The organism is Ruegeria sp. N11, from assembly GCF_056531525.1.
Genome location: NZ_JBQFLX010000003.1, coordinates 136,065 through 158,939, shown reverse-complemented (window position 1 = coordinate 158,939; position 22,875 = coordinate 136,065). Strand labels below are relative to the sequence as shown.

Here is a 22,875-nt window from a genome sequence, read left to right as displayed (position 1 = left end):
CAGATATTCCAGATTAAAAATCAGGCACTAATTCCTTTTGCTGACCCCACGTCAGTCCCGCCAAAGGGCCGGGGTGATCAAGGCAATGATCGCCAGTGTTTCAAGCCGGCCGATTACCATTGCTGCGCACATCGTCAGTTTTGCACCTGCAGTCATATCGATCAGCCGGATCGGAACGTCAGTTGCCAGTTCAATCAAGGGGCCGGTCGTACTCAGCGCGGCAACAGTCAGAACCATTGCCTGTTCGAACCCGGCCCCCATTGCGGCGAGCAACAGATTGAACACCGCCGCCGTAAGCGCGAACATCATCAAGAAGATCCAGGCGATGAAGGCGCCATTGGTCTGAATGCGCCGGTTCCCGCCGCCAACGCCGCTGACCGATGACGGATAGATCAGCCGGTCGATCTCGCGCGCGCCATTGAGGTATAGCGCAAACACACGCAACAGCTTGACCCCGCCGGCCGTGGTGGCGACCCCTCCCCCGATCAGGGCCAGCCCCATCAGGATCAGACCCGGTGTTCCCAGCCCCGAAAGCTGTTGCGCATCGTCCCAGTTGCTGCTTTCGAATCCTGCCGTTGTCAGAAAAGACAAGGCTGTAAATGTCATGCCCCATATCACCTTAAGGCCCTGAAGCACCGACATCTGGCCGTCGATTTCGTTCACACCAGCCAGCACGCGAAAGAACAGCAGGGCTGCTACGGCAACCACGATCAACAATCCGATGCGGAATTCGGGGTCCTTATCCAGCCGGGAGTAGCCCGAGGTCGCCGTATCTGCCGAAAACGTCAGCCTTGACAATGCAAAGAACAGGAACAGGAACAGGATCGCCTCACCGGTCAAACCTGCCTGAGCCCCTTCCATCCCGCCCACCGGGGAAATGCCGGAGGTCGCCATGACCGACATCGCGTGGCTTACGGCGGTCAGGCCAACCTCACCGGCAATCAGCAGCAATATCCAGACCACCGCAGTCAGCCCTGCATAGACGGGTGTCAGGGTTCGCGCCACACGCAGCAGGCGTCCCCTTGGATCAACCTTTTCGCTTTGCGCAACACCGGAAACCGGTCGTCCCGGCTGACCCTGCGCGGTAATCTCAAACCCGCCCAAGGACAACGGCGCCAGAATCGCCGCTGCGGAAATCCACATCAGCAAACCACCCATCCAGCCCACAAACGCCCGCCACAGATGCAGCGGCGCAGTCAGGCGGTCGGGGTTCGGAAACAGGTCGGCGCCGGTTGTGGTCACCGCGCTGACCATATCAAAATACGCGTTCAGGAAGGTGGTGTTGCCAAGCGCATCGTGAAACGGGATCGCCAAAAACACGGGCAGAACGGTAAAACAGCCCAGCAGAACGGCCAACTGCCCCAATGTGCCGCGCCGAGGTATCCTGTTGGACGAGGCCAGCGCGATGCTCGCCACAAGAAACAGTCCAAGCAGGCCCGAGTAGAAGAACGATCGCGACGTGTCGTGGTCATCCAATACCAGCGCGTAGACTGCGGGCACCCACATCGAGAACGCGGTTATTCCCCAAATCAACAGAAACAGCGGCAAACGCCGCAAAAGCCCGATCCGTTGTGTCCGCGCGTGTGCCATCAGAAGAAATCGATCGAAACCTGCATCAAGCGCTCGACCTCGGGCACGTCCTTGGCCATGGCAAAGATGGCCACCACATCCTTTTCATCAATCCGCAGGCTGCCGGTCGGGCGCAGCAACTCGTCGCCCTTGCGCACCGCGCCAACCAGAACGCCTTCGGGGAAATCGATGTCGCGCAGTCTCTGCCCCGCCATGGGAGAGGTCGACAGAACTTCGGCCTCGATCACTTCGGCCTCGGCATCGCCGATGGAATAGACCTGCCGCACGCGACCGTGACGGACATGGCGCAAGATCGAACTGACGGTGGTTGCGCGCGGGTTGATATAGGCGTCGATCCCCAAAGGCCCCATCAGCGCCACCATGCTGGGGTCATTGATCAGCGCAATCGCCAGCGCGCATCCCTCGGCCTTGGCGCGTACTGCGGCCAACAGGTTGGCACGGTCGTCATCCGTGACGGCCAGCATCGCGTCGGCCCGTTCAATGCCTGCCTCGCGCAGCAATGCCGCATCCAGCCCGTCGCCGTTCAGAACAATCGTCCGCTCCAGCGCTTCTGCGGCCAGTTCGGCGCATCGGCGGTCGCGTTCGATGATCTTGGCGCGCACGCGGCTTTCGCGTTCCTCCAGTGTACGGGCCACTTCAAGGCCGACATTGCCGCCACCCACAATGACGACTCGGTCCTGTTTCTTTTGTGCTTTGCCAAAGACCTCCATCGTGCGTTCAACGTCATTGACGTTGGTAAAGACATAGCATTCGTCACCGACAAACAGCTGATCCTCGGATTCCGGTGCAAAAAGCGTGCCATCCCGGCGCACCCCGACGACGATCGAGCTGAGCGTCGAAAACAAGTCGGTCAGCTGCCTGAGCGGCGTGTTGATGATCGGACAGTCTTCATCCACCCGGATGCCCAGCAGCTGCGCCTTGCCATCCATGAAAATCTCGGTGTCAAAAGCCGCCGGGGCCGACAGGCGGCGCATGGCGGCAGCGGCGACCTCGCGTTCCGGGCTGATCACCACGTCGATGGGCAGATGGTCCCGGCGAAACAGGTCCGCATGAATCGCTGTCAGATAGGATTTGGACCGAAGACGAGCGATCTTTCGCGGAATCGAAAACACCGAATGCGCCATCTGGCAGGTGACCATGTTCACCTCATCCGAGTGGGTCGCGGCGATGATCATGTCTGCATCGCGGGCTCCGGCCCGTTCCAGCACATCCGGATAGCTGGCGAAGCCTGCGATACCCTGCACGTCCAGCGTTTCGGTCGCGCGGCGCACCAGATCAGGATTGTTGTCCACCACTGTCACGTCGTTCAGTTCGCCCGAAAGGTGCCGTGCAATTTGCCAGCCGACCTGACCCGCACCGCAAATGATGACCTTCATGTTCCTGGCCCTTCTGCCTGAAATCTTTGAATGACAGATGCCCCCAAAACGGTCAATTGAATTGTCATGGAACAGGGAGTGAGGCAAGATATGCGCATGAAAACAATGCTACGCGCCTTTATTCCTTTGTTCTTGCTCTCTTCCTGCGGGCCTCTGTCACTCTATTACCGCGAAGGTGCCAGCGTGGCGCGATTGCAGCAGGAGACCACGCAATGCCAGGTAAAGGCCCTGAATGAGGTGCCTGTCGCCAACCAGGTCCGGCAAAGCCCACCCGTCTATTGGCCAGGGCGCACCTATTGCGACGGCCGCGGCCACTGCTACCGTTCACCCGGATGGTGGGAACCCGGACGCGTCTACACAGTTGATGTGAATCAGGACCTGCGCAACACTGTCGAGGCGCAATGCATGGCCAAGAAAGGTTTTCGCCCGGTCAGCCTGCCGCCTTGCAAACAAGCGGTGAAATCCCGGGTATCGCTGACCCGTACAACAACCCTGCCGCCGCTAAGCACCGAGTCCTGTTTCGTGAAGTTCGACGACGGGTCGTTTCAGATCATAACGCCGGGCCACACCGGCTGAACCGGCGGGTTATTCCGCCGGCTCCGGTTCATCCAGTTGCGCGACACGCGCGCCGGATTTGTTCGATGTGACCACGCCAAGCGACTTGAGTTTGCGGTGCAGCGCACTGCGCTCCATACCTACGAAACTGGCAGTGCGGCTGATATTGCCACCGAACCGGTTGATCTGTGTCAGAAGATATTCGCGCTCGAACGCCTCGCGCGCTTCGCGTAACGGCAAAGTCGCCAGCGCGCCGGACAGAACCACGCGACCAGAATCTTCGGCCTTTTCCTCGTCGTTGGGCAGTTCCCGCGCCTCGATCGGGCCGGTTCCATCCCCCAGGATCAGCACACGTTCGATCAGGTTTTTGAGCTGACGCACATTGCCCGGCCATGTCATGGTCTGCAGCAGTGCAATTGCCTCATCCGACAATTCGCGAACGGGCAAGCCCTGCGCTTCGTTGCACATTTCGATAAAGTGCTGCGCCAATACCGGAATGTCCTCGCGCCGGTCTTCTAGAGACGGCACCGCAATCGGAACAACGTTCAGGCGGTGATACAACTCTTCCCTGAACCGTTCAGCGGTGATTTCTTCCTCCAGGTCCCGATTGGTCGAAGATATGACGCGTAGATCAACCCGGACCTTGTCGGTTCCGCCAACCCGCTGAAACTGCTGATCCACAAGAACCCGCAGAATCTTCGATTGCGTGCCCAGCGGCATATCGGCGACCTCATCAAAGAAGATCACGCCGCCATGGGCTTCCTCAAGCAGGCCTGATTCAACACCGCGTTCAGATGTCTCGCGGCCAAACAGCACCTCTTCCATCCGCTCGGGCTCGACCCCGGCGCAATTCACGGTCACGAAAGGCGCATTGGCACGGTTGGAATGTGCGTGGATATAGCGTGCCGCGATTTCCTTGCCCGACCCGGCAGGGCCGCTCAGCATCACGCGGCCGTTGGACTTCGTCACCTTGTCCAACTGGCCCTGCATCGCACGGAACGATGCCGATTTGCCGATCATGTCCGAGCAGCTGACTTCCTTCCGCTTGAGCGACGCGTTTTCGCGACGCAGACGCGAGGTTTCCATCGCGCGCCGGATCACCACCATCAACTGGTCAATGTTGAATGGCTTTTCGATAAAGTCATAAGCGCCCTGCTTGATGGCTGCCACGGCAATCTCGATATTCCCGTGACCGGAAATAATCACAACGGGCACGTCCGGGTTGTCGCGCTTTACCGCTTTCAGGATGTCGATCCCGTCCATTCGGCTGTCCTTGAGCCAGATGTCGAGGATCAAAAGACCCGGAGGTTCAGCGTTGATCGACGCCATGCAATCGTCCGAATTGCCGGCAAGTCGGGTTGAATAGCCTTCGTCCTCCAGAATGTCTGACACCAGCTCGCGAATATCGCGTTCGTCATCTACGATCAGAATGTCGCTCATCTTTGGCCTGCTTTCAGTTTGTTGGTTTTAATAGCCTGCTTCTGTGGCGCGACTGACGGGGAAACACTGCCCCCGGGTAACCGGATCACGGCCATTGCGCCAAAATGGTCCTGTCCGTCAAATACGGGCGCGTCTTCCAAAGTCAGCGCTCCGCCATGTTCTTCGATGATCTTCTTCACGATGGGCAGGCCAAGGCCGGTGCCCTCGTCGCGGGTGGTCACATAGGGTTCAAACAGACGCGCCCGGTCTTCCGGCAGCCCGATTCCGTTGTCCGCGATGGTGATCTGTGTCCCGGCATCATCTGTCGATACCCTAACCTTGATCTGCGGCTTGAGGTTTTCAGGTGCACCTTTTTCCTTCAAGGTTCCAATGGCTTCGCCGGCGTTCTTGATAAGGTTGGTCAGGGCCTGCTTCAACATCGTCGCATCCACATCCGCCGGAATCGCGCGGTTGGGCAGATCTGCATCGATCTGCACATCCGGCTGCCCGGCCTGCTGGAGCAGAACAGCCTCGCGCACCAGATCAACGATGTTTTCCTCGCGCCGTTCCGGTTCAGGCATGCGAGCGAACTTCGAGAATTCGTCAACAATGCGCCGCAGGTCGTTCGTCTGCCGGACAATGACATCCGTCATCGATTCCAGGCTGCTGCTGTCCTCCTCGTCCAGCTTGCGCGAGAACTTTCGCTTGATTCTCTCGGCGCTCAACTGAATCGGGGTCAGAGGGTTTTTGATCTCATGCGCGATCCGGCGCGCCACGTCGCCCCAGGCTGCCATCCGCTGCGCGCTGACCAGGTCGGTCACGTCGTCAAAGGCAACCACGTAACCTTCCAGCCCGCCATCCTCACCGCGCCGAGTTGCCATGCGGACCAGAAGATTCTCCAACTGGCCCTTGCGGGTGACTTTTATCTCTTCCTGAACAGCCTCTTGCCCGCTTTCCTTAAGGTTCTCGAACAAAGGCAGGAACTCGGGTACCGCGATACCGATCGCCAAAAGTTCTTCGCCCCGCGACCAGTCCAGCAGACGCTGGGCGGATCGGTTCACAAATGTAACGCACCCGTCAGGATCAACTCCGACAACCCCCGAGGTGACCGAACTGAGCACTGAATCGAACAGTCGACGACGGCGTTCAATATGACGGGTGTTTTCCAGCAACGTGTCCCGCTGACCCTTCAACTGGCGGGTCATCTGGTTGAAATACCGACCCAGCATCGCGATCTCGTCATCGCTGGCCTCTTCAATAACCTGAACGCTCAGGTCACCCGCGCCAACACGCTGCGCTGCTGTGGTCAGGCGGCCCACCGGGCGAGACAAGCGTTCAGCAAACCACATGCCCAGCGACATCGCCGCCAGGATCAGGATCACCGCGAAACCCAGATACAACAGGCCAAACTCGAACAGCACCCTGCCCCTTTCGCTTTCAAGCTGCTGATAGAACTGCGCTGTTTCCTTGGTGTCATCCAGAAGCGTCAGCAATTGCCCGTCCACGTCACGGCTGACATAGAGGTAACGGTCCAGATACGCCCGCAGAGGGACCAGCGCCCTGAATTCGCTGTTTTGCCAGTCCGCGATGATCAGCAAGCCCCGGTGGGTCGCGTTCGCCAGTTGCTCAGCCGTGGGTTCTTCGTAGTTGAACAGGTACGACCTGTCGCCCCGGGCCCGGATTTCGCCGCTACCGTCAATGACATAAGCTTCACGCAGGCCACGCTGGATCTGCGACTGGCCCTGGGCCAGAACTTCGCGCAACTCAGCGTCAGAAATGTAGTAATCCAGAGACCGGGCATTATCCAAAAACCGGGCCAAGACAGTCGCGTCCTGAGTCAGGCCCTGACGGTGTTCCTGTTCATACGCTTCGGCCGCACTGAGCGACGACCCGACAACTTCGCGCACACGATCCGAAAACCAACCCTCCAGACCGATATTCACGGTCAGTCCGGCAAAAATCGCCACGGTCACAGTCGGCACCAGCGCCAGCAGCGTGAACGCGCCGATCAGGCGCAAATGCAAACGGGAACCTGCTGACTTGGCGCGTCGCGCCGCGATCAGACTGCCGACCTGACTTAGTACAAGTGCGGCCACGACCAGCACATAGACAAGGTCGGCCAATAGGATCAGGCGCAATGTCGGCGCGGCCGAACCCAGATCGAACGGACCAATGACAAGATAGGTGGCAAGCGCCAGTGCTGGCCCCAGAAGAACCAGCCCCAAGGTGCCGAAATTGCGCAGTTTTCGGGATTTTCGCCATCGATTAATCGATGGTATTGGCCCGCTCTGTGCCCGGGTTGCCACCGTCTGCCCTCATCCTGATGTGCCGCTTGCGCGGCTTACCGCCATATGTCGTGGTCCTTGTCAGGTAGAAACCCGAATGCCACGGTTTGTGTGGCGATATTACATCAGTTTGCGACGGCGTGTCACCTCAATATCGAGGTCGATGATCTTTTTTCGCAGCGTATTTCGGTTAATCCCTAGTAAATCCGAACATTTTGCCTGATTTCCGCCGGTTGCGTCCAATGCGATTTCGATCAGCGGTGCCTCAACTTCGCGCAGGATACGCTGATACAGGCCCGGAGGCGGCAACATGTTGCCGTGAAGGTCGAAATACCGCCGCAGATGCCGCGCGACCGAGGCCGACAGTTTCTCACGCTCTCCGCCCCCCAGAACCGGTTCCGCCTCGGGCTGGCTGCCCAGAACCATTTCGACTTCGGTTTTGGATATCTCGTCCGCCTGACTGGTCAATCCAAGGCGGCGCACCGCGTTTTCCAGTTGCCGCACATTCCCGGGCCACGAATAACGGCGCACCAGTTCAACCGCTTCGCCGCTGAGCCAGCGTTTCGTGCCGGTCTCACGCTCTTCCCGTGCCAGAAAGTGATCGGCCAGCAAAGTAATGTCGTCCATTCTTTCACGCAGGGCCGGAACGTGGATCGTCGCGCCACACAGACGATAATACAAATCCTGGCGCACGCGTCCGCTTTCCATTGCTTCGGTCAGGTCCGACTGGCTGGTTGCCATGAAGCGCGGCAGATGATCGCCCGGGCTGTCCATCATCCGCACGATCCGGGCCTGAATGTCGTCTTCGATATCTGCGATTTCGTCGATCAGCAGGGTGCCACCCCGAACCCGCGCCATGACGCGGGCAGGTCCTTCCAGATCCCGCAACTCAGACGCGGTGACGGAAACAAAAGGCAATGTCCGACGATCCGAGAAGTCATGTATTGCTTTCGCAATCAGAGACTTGCCGGTTCCACTTTCACCGGAAATCATAACCGGCAGATCGGTGTTCATGACCCGCGCCACCAGCCGGTACAGCGCCTGCATAACCGGCGTACGCCCCACCAGAGGCAATTCCTCCGGGCGATCCCGAACCAATTCCGAGGCACCAGACTGCGGGCGTTGCTTCTGATCCAGCGCCCGGGCCGTTCTTTTCATCAGATCCGGCAGATCAAAAGGCTTCGGTAGATAGTCATAAGCGTCGGCCTCAGCCGCCTGAATTGCCGTCATGATCGTGTTCTGGGCCGAGATCACGATAACCGGCAAACCCGGCCTGTCCTGCGCGATCTTCGGCAGCATCTCAAGCCCGTTCCCGTCCGGCATGACTACGTCCGAGATGACCACATCGCCTTTGCCCTCTCCGACCCAGCGCATCAGCGTGGTCAAAGAAGAAGTTGCGTGCACCTTGCATCCCGCCCGGGTCAGTGCCTGCGTCAGAACCGTGCGGATCGTGCGGTCGTCATCTGCGACCAGAACTGTGCCATCCATCTGCTGTTCTCCTTGCTATGCCATTTGCCGCCGGTTTCAATTTCATTGCGCGTCCCGTGGCGCCCGCCTGAGTGACAGGCGAAAAACCGTCCGGCCCGGAACCGACTCGGCCGAAACCCAGCCGTCGTGGTCGGAGACGATCTTGCTGACCAGCGCCAGACCAAGACCCGTGCCGTTTTCCCTGCCAGAGACAAAGGGATCGAAAATGTCGCTCAGGATGTCTTCGGGCAAGCCGGGGCCGTCATCGATGATTTCGATCTGCAGCGGCAGGGAATGGCCGGACCCATCGTTGCGCCGCAGACGAAATGAGTGTTCGAAATAGGTACGCAGGCGAATGGTCCCGCCTTCCGGCCCGGCTGCCTCGGATGCGTTTTTCAGAAGGTTCAGAATGACCTGCAGGATCTGGTCCTGATCGCCATAAGCCAGCGGCAGCGACGGATCATAATCCTCGACGATCTTCATATGCGCGCCGAACCCCAACAGCGCCGAACGCCGCGCACGGTCCAGCACGTCATGCAGGTTGACCGGCTGGAAGTCCGGCTGCGACAGGTTTCCGAACTGCTCCACCTGCTCCAACAGCTTTACGATCCGGCGGCTTTCTTCGACAATTAAGTCTGTTAACTCAATATCTTGCTGAGAGATATTCATGCTAAGCAACTGGGCAGCTCCAGTGATTCCAGCCAGCGGGTTTTTGATCTCATGCGCCAGCATTTCGGCCATTCCAATGGCTGATTGCGCGGCGGATTTCACCGTGTTCCCGCGAGTCATCCGTCCGGCCAGTTCGCGCGGAGAAAGGATCATGATCATTGATCCCGAATGACCCATCAACGGCGCGATCTGCAGCGCACATTGCAGAGGCGCACGACTGCCCGATCCAACATCCACATCATTGACGAACAAAGGCGAACCATTCTGCCGTGCTCTCAGAAACGCCTCCTCCAGGGGGGCGTCGACGGCTATCTGATCCCACACCGGATGCCCGACAACCGAACGGCGCGAGGCGTTCAGGAACCCCTCACCCGCCGAATTGACATCAGCGATCCGATCGTCACCGTCGATGATGAATGCGGGAACCGGCAATGAGGCCCAAATGCTCTGGTCCGAGGTCATGCCGCCGCTTCCCCCTGATGCGGGATTGCATCCGCGATCAAACGCAGAACTTCGGATGTATCACGCGATGTCAGTATCGCGCGGCGCAAGCCGACGGGTGTTCCTGCTTCGTCCATGTACCACCCAAGATGCTTGCGCGCGACGCGCAGACCAAGGTCGGGTCCATAGAAATACAGCATGGCCTGATAGTGCTCCTGCACCATCGCGCTCAGATCATGCCCTGTCGGAACGTCCGGCGCGTCGGCACCGAACAGGTCGTGACATAACTGCGCCAGCAACCAGGGCTTTCCTTGCGCCCCACGTCCGACCATCACGCCGTCGGCGCCCGAGTGATCCAAGGCGGTCCGTGCGGTTTGCGTGTCGACGATGTCGCCGTTTGCTATGACCGGAATGGTCACTGCCTCTTTCACCGCACGGATGGCCTGCCAGTTTGCGTGTCCCTTGTAGAACTGACACCGTGTTCGACCGTGGATCGTGACCATCCGAATACCGGCATCCTGCGCCCTGCGCGCCACATCCGGCGCGTTGAGCAGGCTGTCGTCCCAACCCAGCCGGGTCTTCAGCGTCACTGGGACATCCACCGCCTCCACCACCGCCTCGATCAGTGTCAGGGCATGGTCGGGCGTTTTCAGCAGGGCCGAACCCGAATACCCGTTGGTCACCTTCTTGGCTGGACAGCCCATGTTTATGTCGATCACCCGCGCGCCGCGATCAGCGACCTGCCGCGCGGCTTCCGCCATCCAGCGTGCTTCACGCCCGGCAAGCTGAACGGCGGTATTTTCGACATCCGCCGAAAGCTCGGCCCGTTCGCGCACGCCCGGTTTTGCCTGCACCATTTCCTGGCTGGCGACCATTTCGCTGACAACCATGCCCGCGCCAAAGCGCATCACCAGATCGCGATACGGGCGATCAGTGATTCCGGCCATCGGCGCCAGCAAAACCGGCGGGTACAAAGGCTTGTCAGCAAGATGCAGGGTCAAAGTGCTTATTCCTTGGGCAGTTGCGCATTTAATATCGAATTCTGCGCATATGACCAAGAAATCCGCATGTCACAAGCCTGCAAAATCATCACATGCCTAATTTTTAGGCAGATTGACGCGGGCGATTGCCTCTGCATTCACCGCATCCTAAACAATGACCCAACGCAGGAGAGCAGACCTCATGACCACCGCCGCCATTATTGTCGCCGCCGGACGCGGAATGCGCGCGGGTGGCGGAACGCCTAAACAATGGCGCACTCTGTCCGGACGTCGCGTGGCCGACTGGACAATCGACAGGTTCCGGGGACTGGTTGATCATATCGTTCTGGTCCTTTCCCCCGACGACCACGTCGCACGGGCCGAATTTGACGGTACCGATCTGATTTTGGCGACAGGAGGAGCAGACCGCGCCGGGTCTGTCCGCAATGGCCTGCAGGCGCTGGCGGACAAGACCGTGGCGCGCGTCCTCATCCACGATGTCGCCCGGCCTTGTGTCAGCCGCGCCACCATCCTCGACGTACTGGCGGCACTGAACGACAACAGCGCCGCGGCACCGGGGGTGGCGGTGACCGACGCGCTCTGGACGGGGGACGGTTCCGCTGTCACGGGCACACAAGATCGCACTGGATTGTATGCGGCCCAGACCCCTCAGGGGTTTCACTATGACGCCATCGTTGCAGCCCATGCCGCACACCCCGGCGGTGCCATGGACGACGTTGAAGTCGCCCGCGCGGCAGGGATAGGCGTGGCTATCGTGCCCGGCGACGCAGACAACATCAAAATCACCCGACCCGAGGATTTTGCCCGGGCGGAACGTATCATGGGAACGAACATGGAAGTAAGGCTGGGCAACGGGTACGACGTTCACCGATTTGGCGATGGAGATCATGTGATCCTGTGCGGTGTAAAAGTGCCGCATGATCGCGGGCTTCAGGGACATTCAGATGCCGATGTCGGGATGCACGCCGTAACCGACGCAATCTATGGCGCGCTGGCGCAGGGAGATATCGGTCAGCATTTCCCACCATCGGATCCGCAATGGAAAGGGGCCGCCAGCGCGATATTTCTGCGGCACGCGGTCGAACTGGCCGAACAGATGGGCTACCGCATCTCGAATGTCGATTGCACACTTGTTTGCGAATATCCCAAGATCGGTCCTCACGCGCCCGCAATGCGCGAAGAAATGTCGAAAATCATGGGATTGCGGGCCGACCAGGTCTCGGTCAAGGCGACCACGTCCGAACGTCTGGGCTTTACCGGCCGCAGTGAGGGCATCGCGTCACTGGCCACGGCCTGTCTGGTGAAGTCATGAACGCGGCGCGTCTGATTGGAACCGTTGGGGGCGTAGGCTACCTGCGCCCCGCCCCCGGCACCTGGGGGTCACTGGCCGCGCTGCCGATGGTCTGGGTATTGCACACGCTGGGTGGCTTCCCCTTGCTGGCCCTGGCTACTCTGATCGTCTTTGTTGCAGGGATCTGGGCCACAAAGGTCATGACCGCAGGTCAGGATGACCACGACCCGTCGGAAATCGTGATTGACGAGGTTGCAGGGCAGTTCATCGCCCTCTGGGCCATTTCCTACCCGGCCTGGGCGCACGGGCTGGAAATCACCGCGCTCTGGCCCGGTTGGGTGGCGGGTTTCGTGCTGTTTCGCCTGTTCGACATCACCAAGCCCGGCCCAGTCGGCTGGGCCGACCGGCGTGGCGACCCGATGGGCGTGATGCTGGATGACGTGATCGCCGGTGTGTTTTCAGCAATCTGCGTCGCGCTGCTGGCCGGCTTTTCGCATGGGGTACTGGGCCTGTGAGCGTCACCGACATCCTGAACCGGGCCAAGGCACAGGGGGTGATGATCGCCACAGCCGAAAGCTGCACTGGCGGCCTTGTTGCCGCCGCGCTGACAGATTTTCCCGGCAGCTCTGCCGTGGTGGAACGCGGCTTTGTCACCTACACCAATACCGCCAAACAGCAGATGCTGGGCGTGCAGGCTGACACGCTGGAAACCCACGGAGCAGTATCAGAGCAGGTCGCCCGGGAAATGGCCGAGGGCGCGCTGAAGCATTCGGGCGCTCAGCTGACTGTCTCTGTCACCGGAATTGCCGGTCCGGGTGGGTCTGAATTCAAGCCGGAAGGGCGTGTGTGCTTCGGTCTGGCGGCCGAAGATCAGGACACCATGACCGAAACCGTCGAGTTTGGTGCCCTGGGCCGGGACAAGGTGCGCATCGCCGCGCGGGACCACGCCCTTGATCTGTTGTATCGGCACCTCCTGAAAGGCGCCAAAGCTCAGGGCCTGTGACCTAAGACCACTCAACGCACAATCACGTGATGCCAAGTAACATCATCCAGGGTGAAGGCGGCCGGCGTTCCCCCTTTTCCTTCCGCCACACTGCTCACAAAGTGCTGAGCTGTAACGTGTTTCCTCAGGTCGGCACACCTGACTGCGGGCATACTGTTTCAGCTACCGCACTTGCATGACTGACTCTAAGCGGGCGGCAATTTGCCGGTTGCACAGCGAAGTCCCTTTCGCGTAAATGCCCTGATCCGGGCAGGCCTAGCCCACCTAGGCCCGTCCAGCAGCCCGCAAGGGCAAAAGCGGACCTTATTCAGGGTCCGCTTTTCTTTTGGGCCAACCCCTCTCGACAGCGCCCCTTTGGACGGGCTATCAGCCCGCAACGTCATTTCAGCCCCGAGGTTCCGCCATGATCCCCAGTTCATTTCCCGACAGCACTGAAATCGCCCGTTTGACCGCGCGGATGCTGCTGGAGATCAGGGCCGTGCATTTCAACGCACGCGAGCCATTCACTCTAGCCAGCGGCTTGCCCAGCCCGACCTATATCGATTGCCGCAAGCTTATCTCGTACCCTCGCATCCGTTCGACCTTGATGGATTTCCTGACCGTCACCGTGATGCGCGATGCGGGCTTTGAAGCATTCGACAACATTGCCGGCGGCGAAACCGCGGGTATTCCTTTTGCCGCAATGGTGGCCGAGCGTATGGCTCTGCCGATGACCTATGTGCGCAAGAAACCCAAAGGCTATGGCCGCAACGCCCGGATCGAAGGCGCCATGAGCGAAGGCGAACGCGTTCTGTTGGTCGAAGACCTGACCACCGATGGCGGCTCGAAACTGTCCTTCGTCGACGCGATCCGCGAAACCGGCGCGACCTGCGGCCATACTGCCGTTATCTTCTACTACGGCATCTTCCCCGAAACCGAAAAAACCCTGGGTGATCATGGGGTGCAACTGCACAGCCTGTGTACCTGGTGGGATGTTCTGGCCGAGGCCAAGGCGCAAAAAGCGTTTGATCAGGAAACACTTGATGGGGTCGAAGCATTCCTGAACGACCCGCGCGGCTGGCAGGAAGCGAATAAGGGCTGACGTGACGCAAACCGTTTCCCAATCGGAAACATTGCCGAATACGCCCGACACTCCATCCACAACATGTTGACGGACCCCCGCCCAATCCTGCAATATGATGGGGCGGGAAGATATGCACAGGCTATCCCCAGAAAACATACAATTTGCGCCGACTCAGGGCGCTACGTTATGGCCTCTGTCCAAGGGGCAAGAGAACAGCAATGAACGAGATCAGCAGTATCGAGCAGGCAGCGGCGCAAATTCAGAACGCCGAAACAATGCCGCACTCCATCGAGGCCGAGCAGCAGCTTCTGGGTGCGATCCTGACCAATAACGACCTTTATGACCGGGTAGCTTCGATCATCGGGGCCGAGCATTTCTATGATCCGGTCCACGCCCGCATCTACGAAGTCGCGGCCGCGCGCATCGCCAAGAATGCGCTGGCCTCGCCTGTGACGCTGAAATCTTTCATGGCCGAGGATGAAGGCCTGAAGGAACTTGGCGGGCCGGCCTATCTGGTCAAACTGGCCGGCGCCTCGATCAGCGCCTTCGCGGTGCATGACTACGCGCAAATGATCTATGACCTCGCCATCCGGCGCGAGCTAATCCGTCTGGGCCGGGACATCTCGGACAAGGCGGCGCGGGTTGACGTTTCCAGCGAACCAAAAGAACAGATCGTCGAGGCCGAGCAGCAGCTTTACCAGTTGTCCGAGCAGGGCCAGACCGAACAGGGTTTTCAATCCTTCCTCAAGGCGGTCACAGAAGCCGTCAATGTCACCAACGAGGCGTACCAGCGCGGTGGCGGCATGGCGGGGATTTCCACCGGTCTGGCCGATTTGGACAAGCAACTGGGGGGCCTGCACCCGTCGGACCTGATCATTTTGGCGGGCCGCCCGTCGATGGGAAAAACATCGCTGGCGACCAACGTGGCCTTCAACGTGGCCAAAGCGTACAAGCGTGGCTTGAAGTCGGACGGCAGCGAGGGCGCGGTTGACGGTGGAGTGGTCGGCTTCTTCTCGTTGGAGATGAGCGCCGAGCAGCTTGCGGGTCGGGTTCTGGCCGAAGCGTCCGAGATTTCTTCGCACAAGATCCGCCAAGGTGACATGACCGAAGCCGAGTTCCGCCGCTTCGTCGATGCCGCCAAGGAGCTTGAGGCGTGCCCCCTGTTCATCGACGACACGCCCGCCCTGCCGATTTCACAGCTGGCCGCCCGTGCGCGGCGGTTGAAACGGACACATGGGCTGGACCTGCTGGTGATCGACTATCTGCAACTTTGCCGCGGCATGTCCGACAACCGCGTCAACGAGATCGCCGAGATTTCGATGGGCATGAAAGCCATCGCTAAGGAACTGAACATCCCGGTGATCGCGCTGTCTCAGCTTTCCCGTCAGGTCGAGAACCGCGACGACAAGCGCCCGCAACTGTCCGACCTGCGGGAATCGGGATCGATCGAACAGGATGCGGACGTGGTGATGTTCGTGTTCCGCGAGGAATACTACAAAGAACGCGAAAAGCCCGGCGATCACGAGTTGGAAAAGATGGAAGAGTGGAAGCAGGCCATGGAACGCCTGCACGGCAAGGCCGAAGTTATCGTCGGCAAGCAGCGTCACGGCCCCATCGGCACGGTCGAGCTGTCCTTCGAGGCCCAGTTCACCCGTTTCGGAAATCTGGTCAAACCCTGGCAACAGGGCGGACAGATCGAAGGGTATTGATCCCTTGACCCTGGCAAACTGATATGCACGGATCGGGCCATGCTGTTTTGTCTTGCTCATAAACCCCGTCGCGTGGTGCTTGAACGCCACTTCGGGCACCGCCGCAAACGCTTTGCCGGATAGATCGGGGGCATTTTCTGCCCCTGCAATCTTCCTCAACAAAGCGAAAGAACAATGACAGAATTCACTGAAATCCCCGTCATCCGTCTGGGCGCGCGCGCCGAGGATGAAATCGCAGCCGATTTTCGGGCTGCTTATGGAACAACAGGCTTCGGCTATATCGAAGATCACGGCATAGACGCCGATCTGATCAGCGATGTCTTCGAGGTCTCAAGACAGTTTCACGCGCTTCCGCTTGACGAAAAACTTGCGATCGCCGTTGACCGAACCCACCGCGGCTATATCGCCATCGATACGTCAACGGATGTAAACTCGACCCTGGCCGATGTGACCAAACCCAATCAGTCGGCAAGCTTCATGATGATGCGCGAAGACACAAAGGCCGATCCCGGTATCTACCTGTCAGGCCCGAACCGGTGGCCGGATCTGCCGGGTTTTCGGACCACGCTGGAGGCCTATGCCCGCGCCATGTCCGACCTGGGGCGCAGGTTGATGAGAATTGCCCTGAAGGCCAGTGGCGCCACCGATTTCTCTGTTCTTTCGGCCTTCGACACTCCGACCATCTGGCTGCGGTTGCTGCACTATCCACCGCAATCCGAAGCCAGCCCTGGTGATCTGTTCGGCTCGGCACCCCATACCGATTTTGGTTGCCTGACCTTGCTGGCTCAGGATCAGGTGGGTGGATTGCAGGTCAGAACCCCTGCCGGAAATTGGGTCGATGTCCCCACACGCCCCGGGGCATTTGTCGTCAATGTCGGGGACATGCTGCATCGGATGTCGAATGGCCGCCTGTTGTCCACACCGCATCGCGTCATCAACCGTTCGGGTCGTGAACGATACAGCGTGCCGTTCTTCTTTGACCCGCATGTGAGCACAATTGTCGAACCTCTGCCCGGCACCGGCGCCCCCGGGTTCAAGCCTTTGTTGTTTGCCGATTTCCTGCGATCTGAGCTTGAAGCTGCTTATGAGGCCCATAAACCCGAGGGGAATTGAAGCATTCCCTCTTGACCTGCCGCGATCCAATGTCATGAACAGTTCCATGAGTACTGCACGTTTGACGATCAATCTTCAGGCGCTCGCCAGCAATTGGCGGGCGCTCGACGCAAAAACGGATGTCGAAACCGGCGCCGTGGTCAAGGCGGATGCCTATGGCCTGGGTGCTGGGCCTGTCTCGGCGACGCTGGCCGAAGAAGGCGTCCGGAAGTTCTTTGTCGCCGTCGCCGAAGAAGGCGCCGTTGTCCGGCAGGCGGTCGGCCCCGGTCCGATGATTGGCGTGTTCTCCGGCCACATGGAAGGCGACGCCGATCTGCTGCGGGATCACGACCTGACACCGCTGATCAACTCGCCCCAGCAGTTTCAGCGCCATCGCGAGGCACTGCCGGATCACGGCTTTGGTATTCAGCTCGACAGCGGCATGAACCGCCTGGGATTGGAACCTTCCGACTGGGCCGCACTGCGCCCGCAGGCCGAGGCCCTGAACCCGGTCGTGGTGATGTCACATCTGGCTTGTTCGGACGAGCCCGATCACCCTATGAACCAACAACAGTTGCGCACCTTCCGCGAGATGACAGACGGGGTTGCCGCCCCAAGATCGCTGGCGGCCACCGGCGGCATCTTGCTGGGACCCGAATTCCATTTCGACTTCTGTCGCCCGGGCGTCGGACTATATGGCGGTCTGCCGTTCGCCGCCGCAAAACCCGTCGTGACAGCCGATCTGCCTGTTGTGCAGATCAGGGATCTGGCCGTGGGTGAAACCGTTGGCTATGGCAACAGCTGGACCGCGCGCCGACCGTCACGGATTGCAACCGTCGCGGCTGGCTATGCCGACGGGCTGCACCGCGCCATCGGTGGCGGCATAGACATGTTCTCTGGCAATCAGCCATGCCCCGTGGTCGGCCGCATCTCGATGGATCTCATCACCGTCGATGTCACCGACCTGCCGCATGCGCCCGAGCGTCTGCGCATTCTGAACGGACATCAAACCGTGGATGATCTGGCCGAGGCCGCGGGTACTATTGGCTATGAAATCCTGACCTCACTGGGCAACCGCTATTCCAAGGGCTACGTGGAATGAACCCCATTTCCCTTCTGGGTGGTCTTGGACGCGTCGTCCTGACCATGTTGGCGGCATTCGGCCGCGTCGGACTGTTCGCGTTGGATGCGGTCTCTCATATCTTTCGCCCGCCGTTTTACCCGCGCGAATTCGGCATCGCGCTGCTGAATATCGGCTGGCTGTCGCTGCCCGTCGTCGGCCTGACCGCGATTTTCACCGGCGGCGCGCTGGCGTTGCAGATCTACGCGGGCGGCGCGCGTTTCAATGCCGAAGCCGTCGTACCCCAGATCGTTGCGATCGGCATGGTACGCGAGCTTGGTCCGGTGCTGGTTGGCCTGATGATCGCCGCGCGCGTAACTTCGTCCATCGCCGCCGAAATCGCGACAATGAAAGTGACCGAGCAGATCGACGCGCTGGTCACGCTGTCCACGCACCCTATGAAATACCTCACCGCACCGCGTGTGTTGGCGGCGCTGATCACCGTGCCTGCTCTGGTCGCGGTTGGCGACGTAATCGGCATCATGGGCGGCTATACGGTCGCCACGCAAAACCTGGGCTTCAACCCGGCGGCCTATCTGAAAAACACCGTGGATTTCCTGGAAACCCGCGACATCGTCTCGTCGCTGGTCAAAGGTGCAGCCTTCGGCATGATCGCAGCCATCATGGGATGTTACTACGGCATGAATTCGGGCCGTGGCGCGCAGGGCGTGGGCCGCGCCACCAAGGGCTCGGTCGAGGCCGCCGCTGTCCTGATCCTCGCCGCAAATTTCGTTCTGACAGGGGTGTTCTTCTCGCTATGATCCGGATGGAGAACGTACAGAAAGCCTTTGGCGACAACCACGTGCTGCAGGGCATGAACCTTGAGATCCCCAAAGGCACCTCGATGGTCATCATCGGTGGTTCGGGCACCGGCAAGTCCGTGGCGCTGAAATGCATCCTCGGCCTGATCAAGCCCGACAGCGGCATGATCTATGTCGATGGCAAAGACGCCACTAAGGGTGACCGAGATGCGTTTCTGGCGCGCTTTGGGATGCTGTTTCAGGGGGCTGCTCTGTTCGACTCCCTGCCCGTCTGGCAAAACGTCGCCTTCCGCCTTCTGCGCGGTTCGCTGAAACGCCCGGCGGATGAGGCGCGCGAAATCGCCATCGAGAAACTGCGCCGCGTCGGCCTGAAATCCAACGTCGCCGATCGCTTTCCGGCCGAACTGTCAGGTGGGATGCAAAAACGCGTGGGCCTCGCCCGCGCCATCGCCGCCGAACCCGAGATCATCTTCTTCGACGAACCCACCACGGGATTGGACCCGATCATGTCCGGCGTCATCAACGACCTGATCCGTGAAATCGTGACCGAGATGGGCGCAACCGCGATGACCATCACCCACGACATGAGCTCCGTCCGCGCGATTGCCGACAATGTTGCCATGCTGCACGGAGGCGTGATCCAGTGGACCGGCCCGGTCGGGCAGATGGACGCCTCGGGTGATCCCTATGTGGAGCAGTTCATAAGTGGCAGTGCCGAGGGGCCGATCGAGGCGGTGCGGTGATGGACGACGCAATAGTTGTCCTGCAACAATTGCTATTTTATTACCTTTTGTCGGTAACGATCGCTTGGTTTATTATTCACTTCATCGGAGGAAAATCAGGAGTACCCCGTTCACTCAAAACTGAAGTAATCTTCTTTCCAGTGATCTTTTCGATAGTCAAAGGCCTGCTACCCGGCATGCTAGTCGGCGTTCTTTTGTCGCAAGTTTTTGGTTTTAAATGTCAAATATCACTAGCTCCAATTATGGGAGGCTCAGTGGTTTCTGCAGTTATCCTGCATCGGAAATTGCGATCAACAGTATCACACAAACTACAGTCTGACCTCCTCGTCGGAGCCATCTTATTGATTTACACTCTGGGTTTAACGCTTTCCGTCAAAGGCATGAGTGCCTAAGTCTGCACACATGACCCTTCGCCTCGCCACCCTCTCCCTCCTGATCCTCTACCCCATCGCATGGTTCGCCCCGCTGATGCGCGCGGGTCTGCTCCCGATCTTCGGCCTCAGCGAAATCAGCGTCGTCACCGGCCTCCAATCCCTCTGGAAATCCGACATCTTCCTCGCGCTGATCGTCACCGTCTTCGCCCTCTTCGCGCCCTACGTCAAAACCATCGGCACCGCGCTGATCCAGTGGAATCTGCTGGACGCCCGCGTCCAACCCGCGCTGAACATCCTCGGCAAACTGGCCATGGCCGACATTTTCCTCATCGCGCTTTACATCACGCTGGCCAAGGGCATCTCCTACGCGACCATCGAAACGGCGTGGGGTCTTTATCTGTTCACGGGCTGTATTCTGGCGTCAATCGCCGTGGGCCACGTTACGGAAATGACATGCAGTTCACGAAATCCTCAGGTCTAATTGATTGAAATCATTATACTGAGTATCATCTTCCTAATTCGAGCAGTTTAGTTTTTGTACCTTGCCGGTCCATTGCGGATCACGTTGTGTGTTTGACGAACCCCGCCGCCCGGACCCGGCCAGTGCCGGTTTGCGAGAAGGAGTTGGGACGTCATGGACGCCATCCATACTATCACATTGCAATGTCAGAATGCCTTTCTACGATTGACTTTTTTCCTGATCTGCGCATCGGCCCTCGCAGCGGTTTTCGCCACCACTCTATCGGCCGCCGGCTTCTGGCCCTGGTTGTCGGTGCAGGCCGGAATTGCGGGGTCCGGCACGATAGATGCGGGCATGTTTGTCCAGATCGGCCTGACTGCACTGATTCTCATGCTGGCCTTCTACCTGCCCTCAAACGCCAGAATGATGGCGCTGGAAAAGACGCATCGAGAGTTTTCCCTGAACATGCAGGATGTGGTCGATGCCTATCAGGTGGCCCATGCCGCCGATCGCAGCGGAGCCTTCGCGCTTGCCTCCGAGTTCGACGCAGTAAAGGAACGCCTGGCCTTTCTGCGCGATCACCCGGACCTTCAGTCGCTCGAACCCGAGGTTCTGGAACTGGCCGCACAGATGAGCCAGGTCAGCCACGAACTGGCACAGACCTATGGCGCGGACAAAGTGGCCCGCGCCCGCACTTTCCTGAAACAACGTCAAGAAGAGATCGAGCTGTTCCGTCAACGAATCGAAGATGCCCAGACCGTCCAGCACGAGCTGCGCCAGTGGACCCGCGATATCGAGATCGAGGAATCCATCGCCAAATCCCAGCTTGCGCGCCTTCGCGATGAACTGTTCGAGCTTCTGCCTGAACTTTCGACCCAATTGCAAACACCGCCCGACGCAAGTGACCCCAGCGCCGCAAGCGTCATTGCCATGTCACCGCCCCGGGCCGCCGAATAAGCCACCCACCCCGGCGCGCCAGCGCCCGCCATGGCCGACGGCCCGCAGGGCCCGAGGTCGTGGCCGCCACCGGCGGTGAAGAAAGCCCCGCAAGGGCTTGAAGAACCGCCCCGGCTCGGGCACGAATTGCGCCATGGCTAAAACGACTTCTTTCTCCTGCAACGCCTGCGGCGCGTCGCATTCCCGCTGGTCCGGACGATGTGACGCCTGCGGTGAATGGAACACCATCACTCAGGAAACGCCACTTTCCGCCGGCCCGGCGAAGAAATCGCTGGGTGGCAAGCGTGGACAGGCCGTAGCGCTTTCCGACCTGTCGACCGAGGAAACACCCCCGCCGCGCACCCTGTGCGGCGTCGAGGAACTGGACCGGGTGTTGGGCGGTGGTCTTGTGCCTGCCTCGGCCCTGTTGGTCGGCGGCGACCCCGGCATCGGCAAATCCACCCTGCTGTTACAGGCAGCGGCCAGATTTGCCCGGGCAGGCGTTAAGACGATCTATGTCTCGGGCGAAGAAGCCAGCGCGCAGGTCCGCATGCGCGCGCGCCGTCTGGGACTGGAAGATGCCCCCGTGCAACTCGCCGCTGAAACCAACCTGCGCGACATCCTGACGACGCTGGAAACGGAAAAACCGGGCCTCGCCATCATCGACTCGATCCAGACCATGTGGGCCGACAATGTCGACAGCGCCCCCGGTTCAGTGTCTCAGGTCCGGGCCGCGGCTCACGAGCTGACAACATTTGCAAAGCGCCACGGGGTCTCGATCATCATGGTTGGCCATGTCACCAAGGAAGGCCAGATCGCCGGTCCCCGCGTGGTCGAGCATATGGTCGACACGGTGCTGTATTTCGAAGGCGAGCGTGGCCATCAGTTCCGCATCCTGCGCGCGGTCAAGAACCGCTTTGGCCCCGCCGACGAAATCGGAGTGTTCGAAATGACCGGCAAAGGGCTGGCACAGGTCACGAACCCCTCAGCCCTGTTCCTGTCGGAACGTGGCACACCCAGCCCAGGCTCGGCCGTCTTTGCCGGGATCGAGGGCACCCGGCCCGTGCTGGTGGAATTGCAGGCCCTCGTTGCGCCCTCGCCGCATTCCCAGCCCCGCCGCACTGTCGTCGGGTGGGACAGCGGAAGGCTTGCGATGATCCTCGCCGTGCTTGAAGCCCGATGTGGTATCCCCTTTGCCGGTCTCGATGTTTACCTGAACGTGGCAGGCGGGCTGAAAGTCAGCGAACCCGCTGCCGATCTGGCCGTGGCCGCGGCACTGCTCAGCGCGCGAGAGGACACTGCCTTGCCCGCCGACACGGTCGTTTTCGGAGAAATCTCGCTTTCCGGGGCACTTAGACCGGCCCCGCAGACCGAAAACAGGTTGAAAGAAGCGCAAAAACTTGGTTTCACGGCGGCAATTGCTCCGGCAGGTGGCAAAACCGGCACTGTGGCAGGTCTGACACTCACCCGACCCTCTGATTTGGTCGGGTTTGTTGGCGAAACCTTCGGAGCAGGTTAAA

The 22,875-nt window shown here is 59.9% G+C and carries 21 protein-coding genes; 14 read left to right on the top strand and 7 right to left on the bottom strand.

The annotated features are described in order from the left end of the window. Positions 1-51 precede the first annotated feature (51 nt). The gene (locus tag ACR0J8_RS04445; RefSeq protein WP_480888925.1) at positions 52-1,590 is read right to left on the bottom strand and encodes a TrkH family potassium uptake protein; all 1,539 of its coding nucleotides are present in this window, start codon (positions 1,588-1,590) and stop codon (positions 52-54) included. Then, a complete protein-coding gene (trkA, locus tag ACR0J8_RS04440; RefSeq protein WP_480522393.1) occupies positions 1,590-2,966 on the bottom strand; it encodes a Trk system potassium transporter TrkA in 1,377 nt (458 codons plus the stop codon). The genes ACR0J8_RS04445 and trkA overlap by 1 nt, the downstream gene beginning before the upstream one ends. A 96-nt stretch (positions 2,967-3,062) precedes the next feature. Here trkA and ACR0J8_RS04435 point away from each other — a divergent pair, with 96 nt between their 5' ends. Then, positions 3,063-3,542 (top strand): hypothetical protein, encoded by a 480-nt coding sequence (locus ACR0J8_RS04435; protein WP_170619163.1) that lies wholly within the window; start codon positions 3,063-3,065, stop codon positions 3,540-3,542. Between the two features lie 9 nt (positions 3,543-3,551). On the opposite strand, the gene ntrX is transcribed toward ACR0J8_RS04435, so the two are convergent. The 5 genes from ntrX to dusB all read right to left on the bottom strand — a co-directional run bounded on the left by ntrX (position 3,552) and on the right by dusB (position 10,803). Then, positions 3,552-4,961, bottom strand: coding sequence for a nitrogen assimilation response regulator NtrX (ntrX, locus tag ACR0J8_RS04430; protein ID WP_170610749.1), 1,410 nt, complete (start codon positions 4,959-4,961; stop codon positions 3,552-3,554). Next, on the bottom strand, positions 4,958-7,246 hold the full coding sequence (locus ACR0J8_RS04425; RefSeq protein WP_480522394.1) for a sensor histidine kinase NtrY-like: 2,289 nt from the start codon (positions 7,244-7,246) through the stop codon (positions 4,958-4,960). The genes ntrX and ACR0J8_RS04425 overlap by 4 nt, the downstream gene beginning before the upstream one ends. A gap of 99 nt (positions 7,247-7,345) precedes the next feature. Continuing rightward, the gene (locus tag ACR0J8_RS04420; protein WP_480522395.1) at positions 7,346-8,713 is read right to left on the bottom strand and encodes a response regulator; all 1,368 of its coding nucleotides are present in this window, start codon (positions 8,711-8,713) and stop codon (positions 7,346-7,348) included. A 42-nt stretch (positions 8,714-8,755) separates the two neighbouring features. Further along, positions 8,756-9,823, bottom strand: coding sequence for a two-component system sensor histidine kinase NtrB (locus ACR0J8_RS04415; RefSeq protein WP_480522396.1), 1,068 nt, complete (start codon positions 9,821-9,823; stop codon positions 8,756-8,758). Next, a complete protein-coding gene (dusB, locus tag ACR0J8_RS04410; protein ID WP_480522397.1) occupies positions 9,820-10,803 on the bottom strand; it encodes a tRNA dihydrouridine synthase DusB in 984 nt (327 codons plus the stop codon). The genes ACR0J8_RS04415 and dusB overlap by 4 nt, the downstream gene beginning before the upstream one ends. 181 nt (positions 10,804-10,984) lie before the next feature. Between dusB and ACR0J8_RS04405 the strand changes: the two genes are divergently transcribed. The 13 genes from ACR0J8_RS04405 (at position 10,985) to radA (ending at position 22,874) form a co-directional block, all read left to right on the top strand. Then, positions 10,985-12,115, top strand: coding sequence for a bifunctional 2-C-methyl-D-erythritol 4-phosphate cytidylyltransferase/2-C-methyl-D-erythritol 2,4-cyclodiphosphate synthase (locus ACR0J8_RS04405; protein WP_480522398.1), 1,131 nt, complete (start codon positions 10,985-10,987; stop codon positions 12,113-12,115). Continuing rightward, positions 12,112-12,609: a phosphatidylglycerophosphatase A family protein gene (locus tag ACR0J8_RS04400; protein WP_480522399.1), complete on the top strand. Its 498-nt coding sequence runs from the start codon at positions 12,112-12,114 to the stop codon at positions 12,607-12,609. Before ACR0J8_RS04405 ends, ACR0J8_RS04400 begins: the two co-directional genes overlap by 4 nt. Next, complete coding sequence (locus ACR0J8_RS04395; RefSeq protein WP_480522400.1) at positions 12,606-13,097, top strand: CinA family protein; 492 nt, start codon at positions 12,606-12,608, stop codon at positions 13,095-13,097. Before ACR0J8_RS04400 ends, ACR0J8_RS04395 begins: the two co-directional genes overlap by 4 nt. Positions 13,098-13,500: 403 nt before the next feature. Then, the gene (locus ACR0J8_RS04390; RefSeq protein WP_480522401.1) at positions 13,501-14,178 is read left to right on the top strand and encodes an orotate phosphoribosyltransferase; all 678 of its coding nucleotides are present in this window, start codon (positions 13,501-13,503) and stop codon (positions 14,176-14,178) included. 200 nt (positions 14,179-14,378) lie between these two features. After that, positions 14,379-15,869 carry a replicative DNA helicase gene (locus tag ACR0J8_RS04385; protein WP_170610722.1) on the top strand — a complete coding sequence of 497 codons (1,491 nt, stop codon included), beginning with the start codon at positions 14,379-14,381 and terminating at the stop codon, positions 15,867-15,869. 174 nt (positions 15,870-16,043) lie between these two features. Further along, entirely contained in the window at positions 16,044-16,982 is a 939-nt protein-coding gene (locus ACR0J8_RS04380) for an isopenicillin N synthase family dioxygenase (protein WP_480522402.1), read from the top strand. A gap of 46 nt (positions 16,983-17,028) precedes the next feature. Beyond that, positions 17,029-18,063 carry an alanine racemase gene (gene alr, locus ACR0J8_RS04375; protein WP_170610717.1) on the top strand — a complete coding sequence of 345 codons (1,035 nt, stop codon included), beginning with the start codon at positions 17,029-17,031 and terminating at the stop codon, positions 18,061-18,063. Next, a complete protein-coding gene (locus ACR0J8_RS04370) occupies positions 18,060-18,842 on the top strand; it encodes an MlaE family ABC transporter permease (protein WP_170677381.1) in 783 nt (260 codons plus the stop codon). The genes alr and ACR0J8_RS04370 overlap by 4 nt, the downstream gene beginning before the upstream one ends. Continuing rightward, entirely contained in the window at positions 18,839-19,585 is a 747-nt protein-coding gene (locus ACR0J8_RS04365) for an ABC transporter ATP-binding protein (protein ID WP_480522403.1), read from the top strand. The genes ACR0J8_RS04370 and ACR0J8_RS04365 overlap by 4 nt, the downstream gene beginning before the upstream one ends. Beyond that, complete coding sequence (locus ACR0J8_RS04360) at positions 19,585-19,977, top strand: hypothetical protein (RefSeq protein ID WP_480522404.1); 393 nt, start codon at positions 19,585-19,587, stop codon at positions 19,975-19,977. Before ACR0J8_RS04365 ends, ACR0J8_RS04360 begins: the two co-directional genes overlap by 1 nt. Before the next feature lie 10 nt (positions 19,978-19,987). Continuing rightward, positions 19,988-20,440 (top strand): paraquat-inducible protein A, encoded by a 453-nt coding sequence (locus ACR0J8_RS04355; protein ID WP_480440358.1) that lies wholly within the window; start codon positions 19,988-19,990, stop codon positions 20,438-20,440. A gap of 204 nt (positions 20,441-20,644) precedes the next feature. After that, positions 20,645-21,376: a DNA repair protein gene (locus ACR0J8_RS04350; protein ID WP_480888924.1), complete on the top strand. Its 732-nt coding sequence runs from the start codon at positions 20,645-20,647 to the stop codon at positions 21,374-21,376. 133 nt (positions 21,377-21,509) lie between these two features. Further along, a complete protein-coding gene (gene radA / locus ACR0J8_RS04345; RefSeq protein ID WP_170677391.1) occupies positions 21,510-22,874 on the top strand; it encodes a DNA repair protein RadA in 1,365 nt (454 codons plus the stop codon). Position 22,875: the final 1 nt, after the last annotated feature.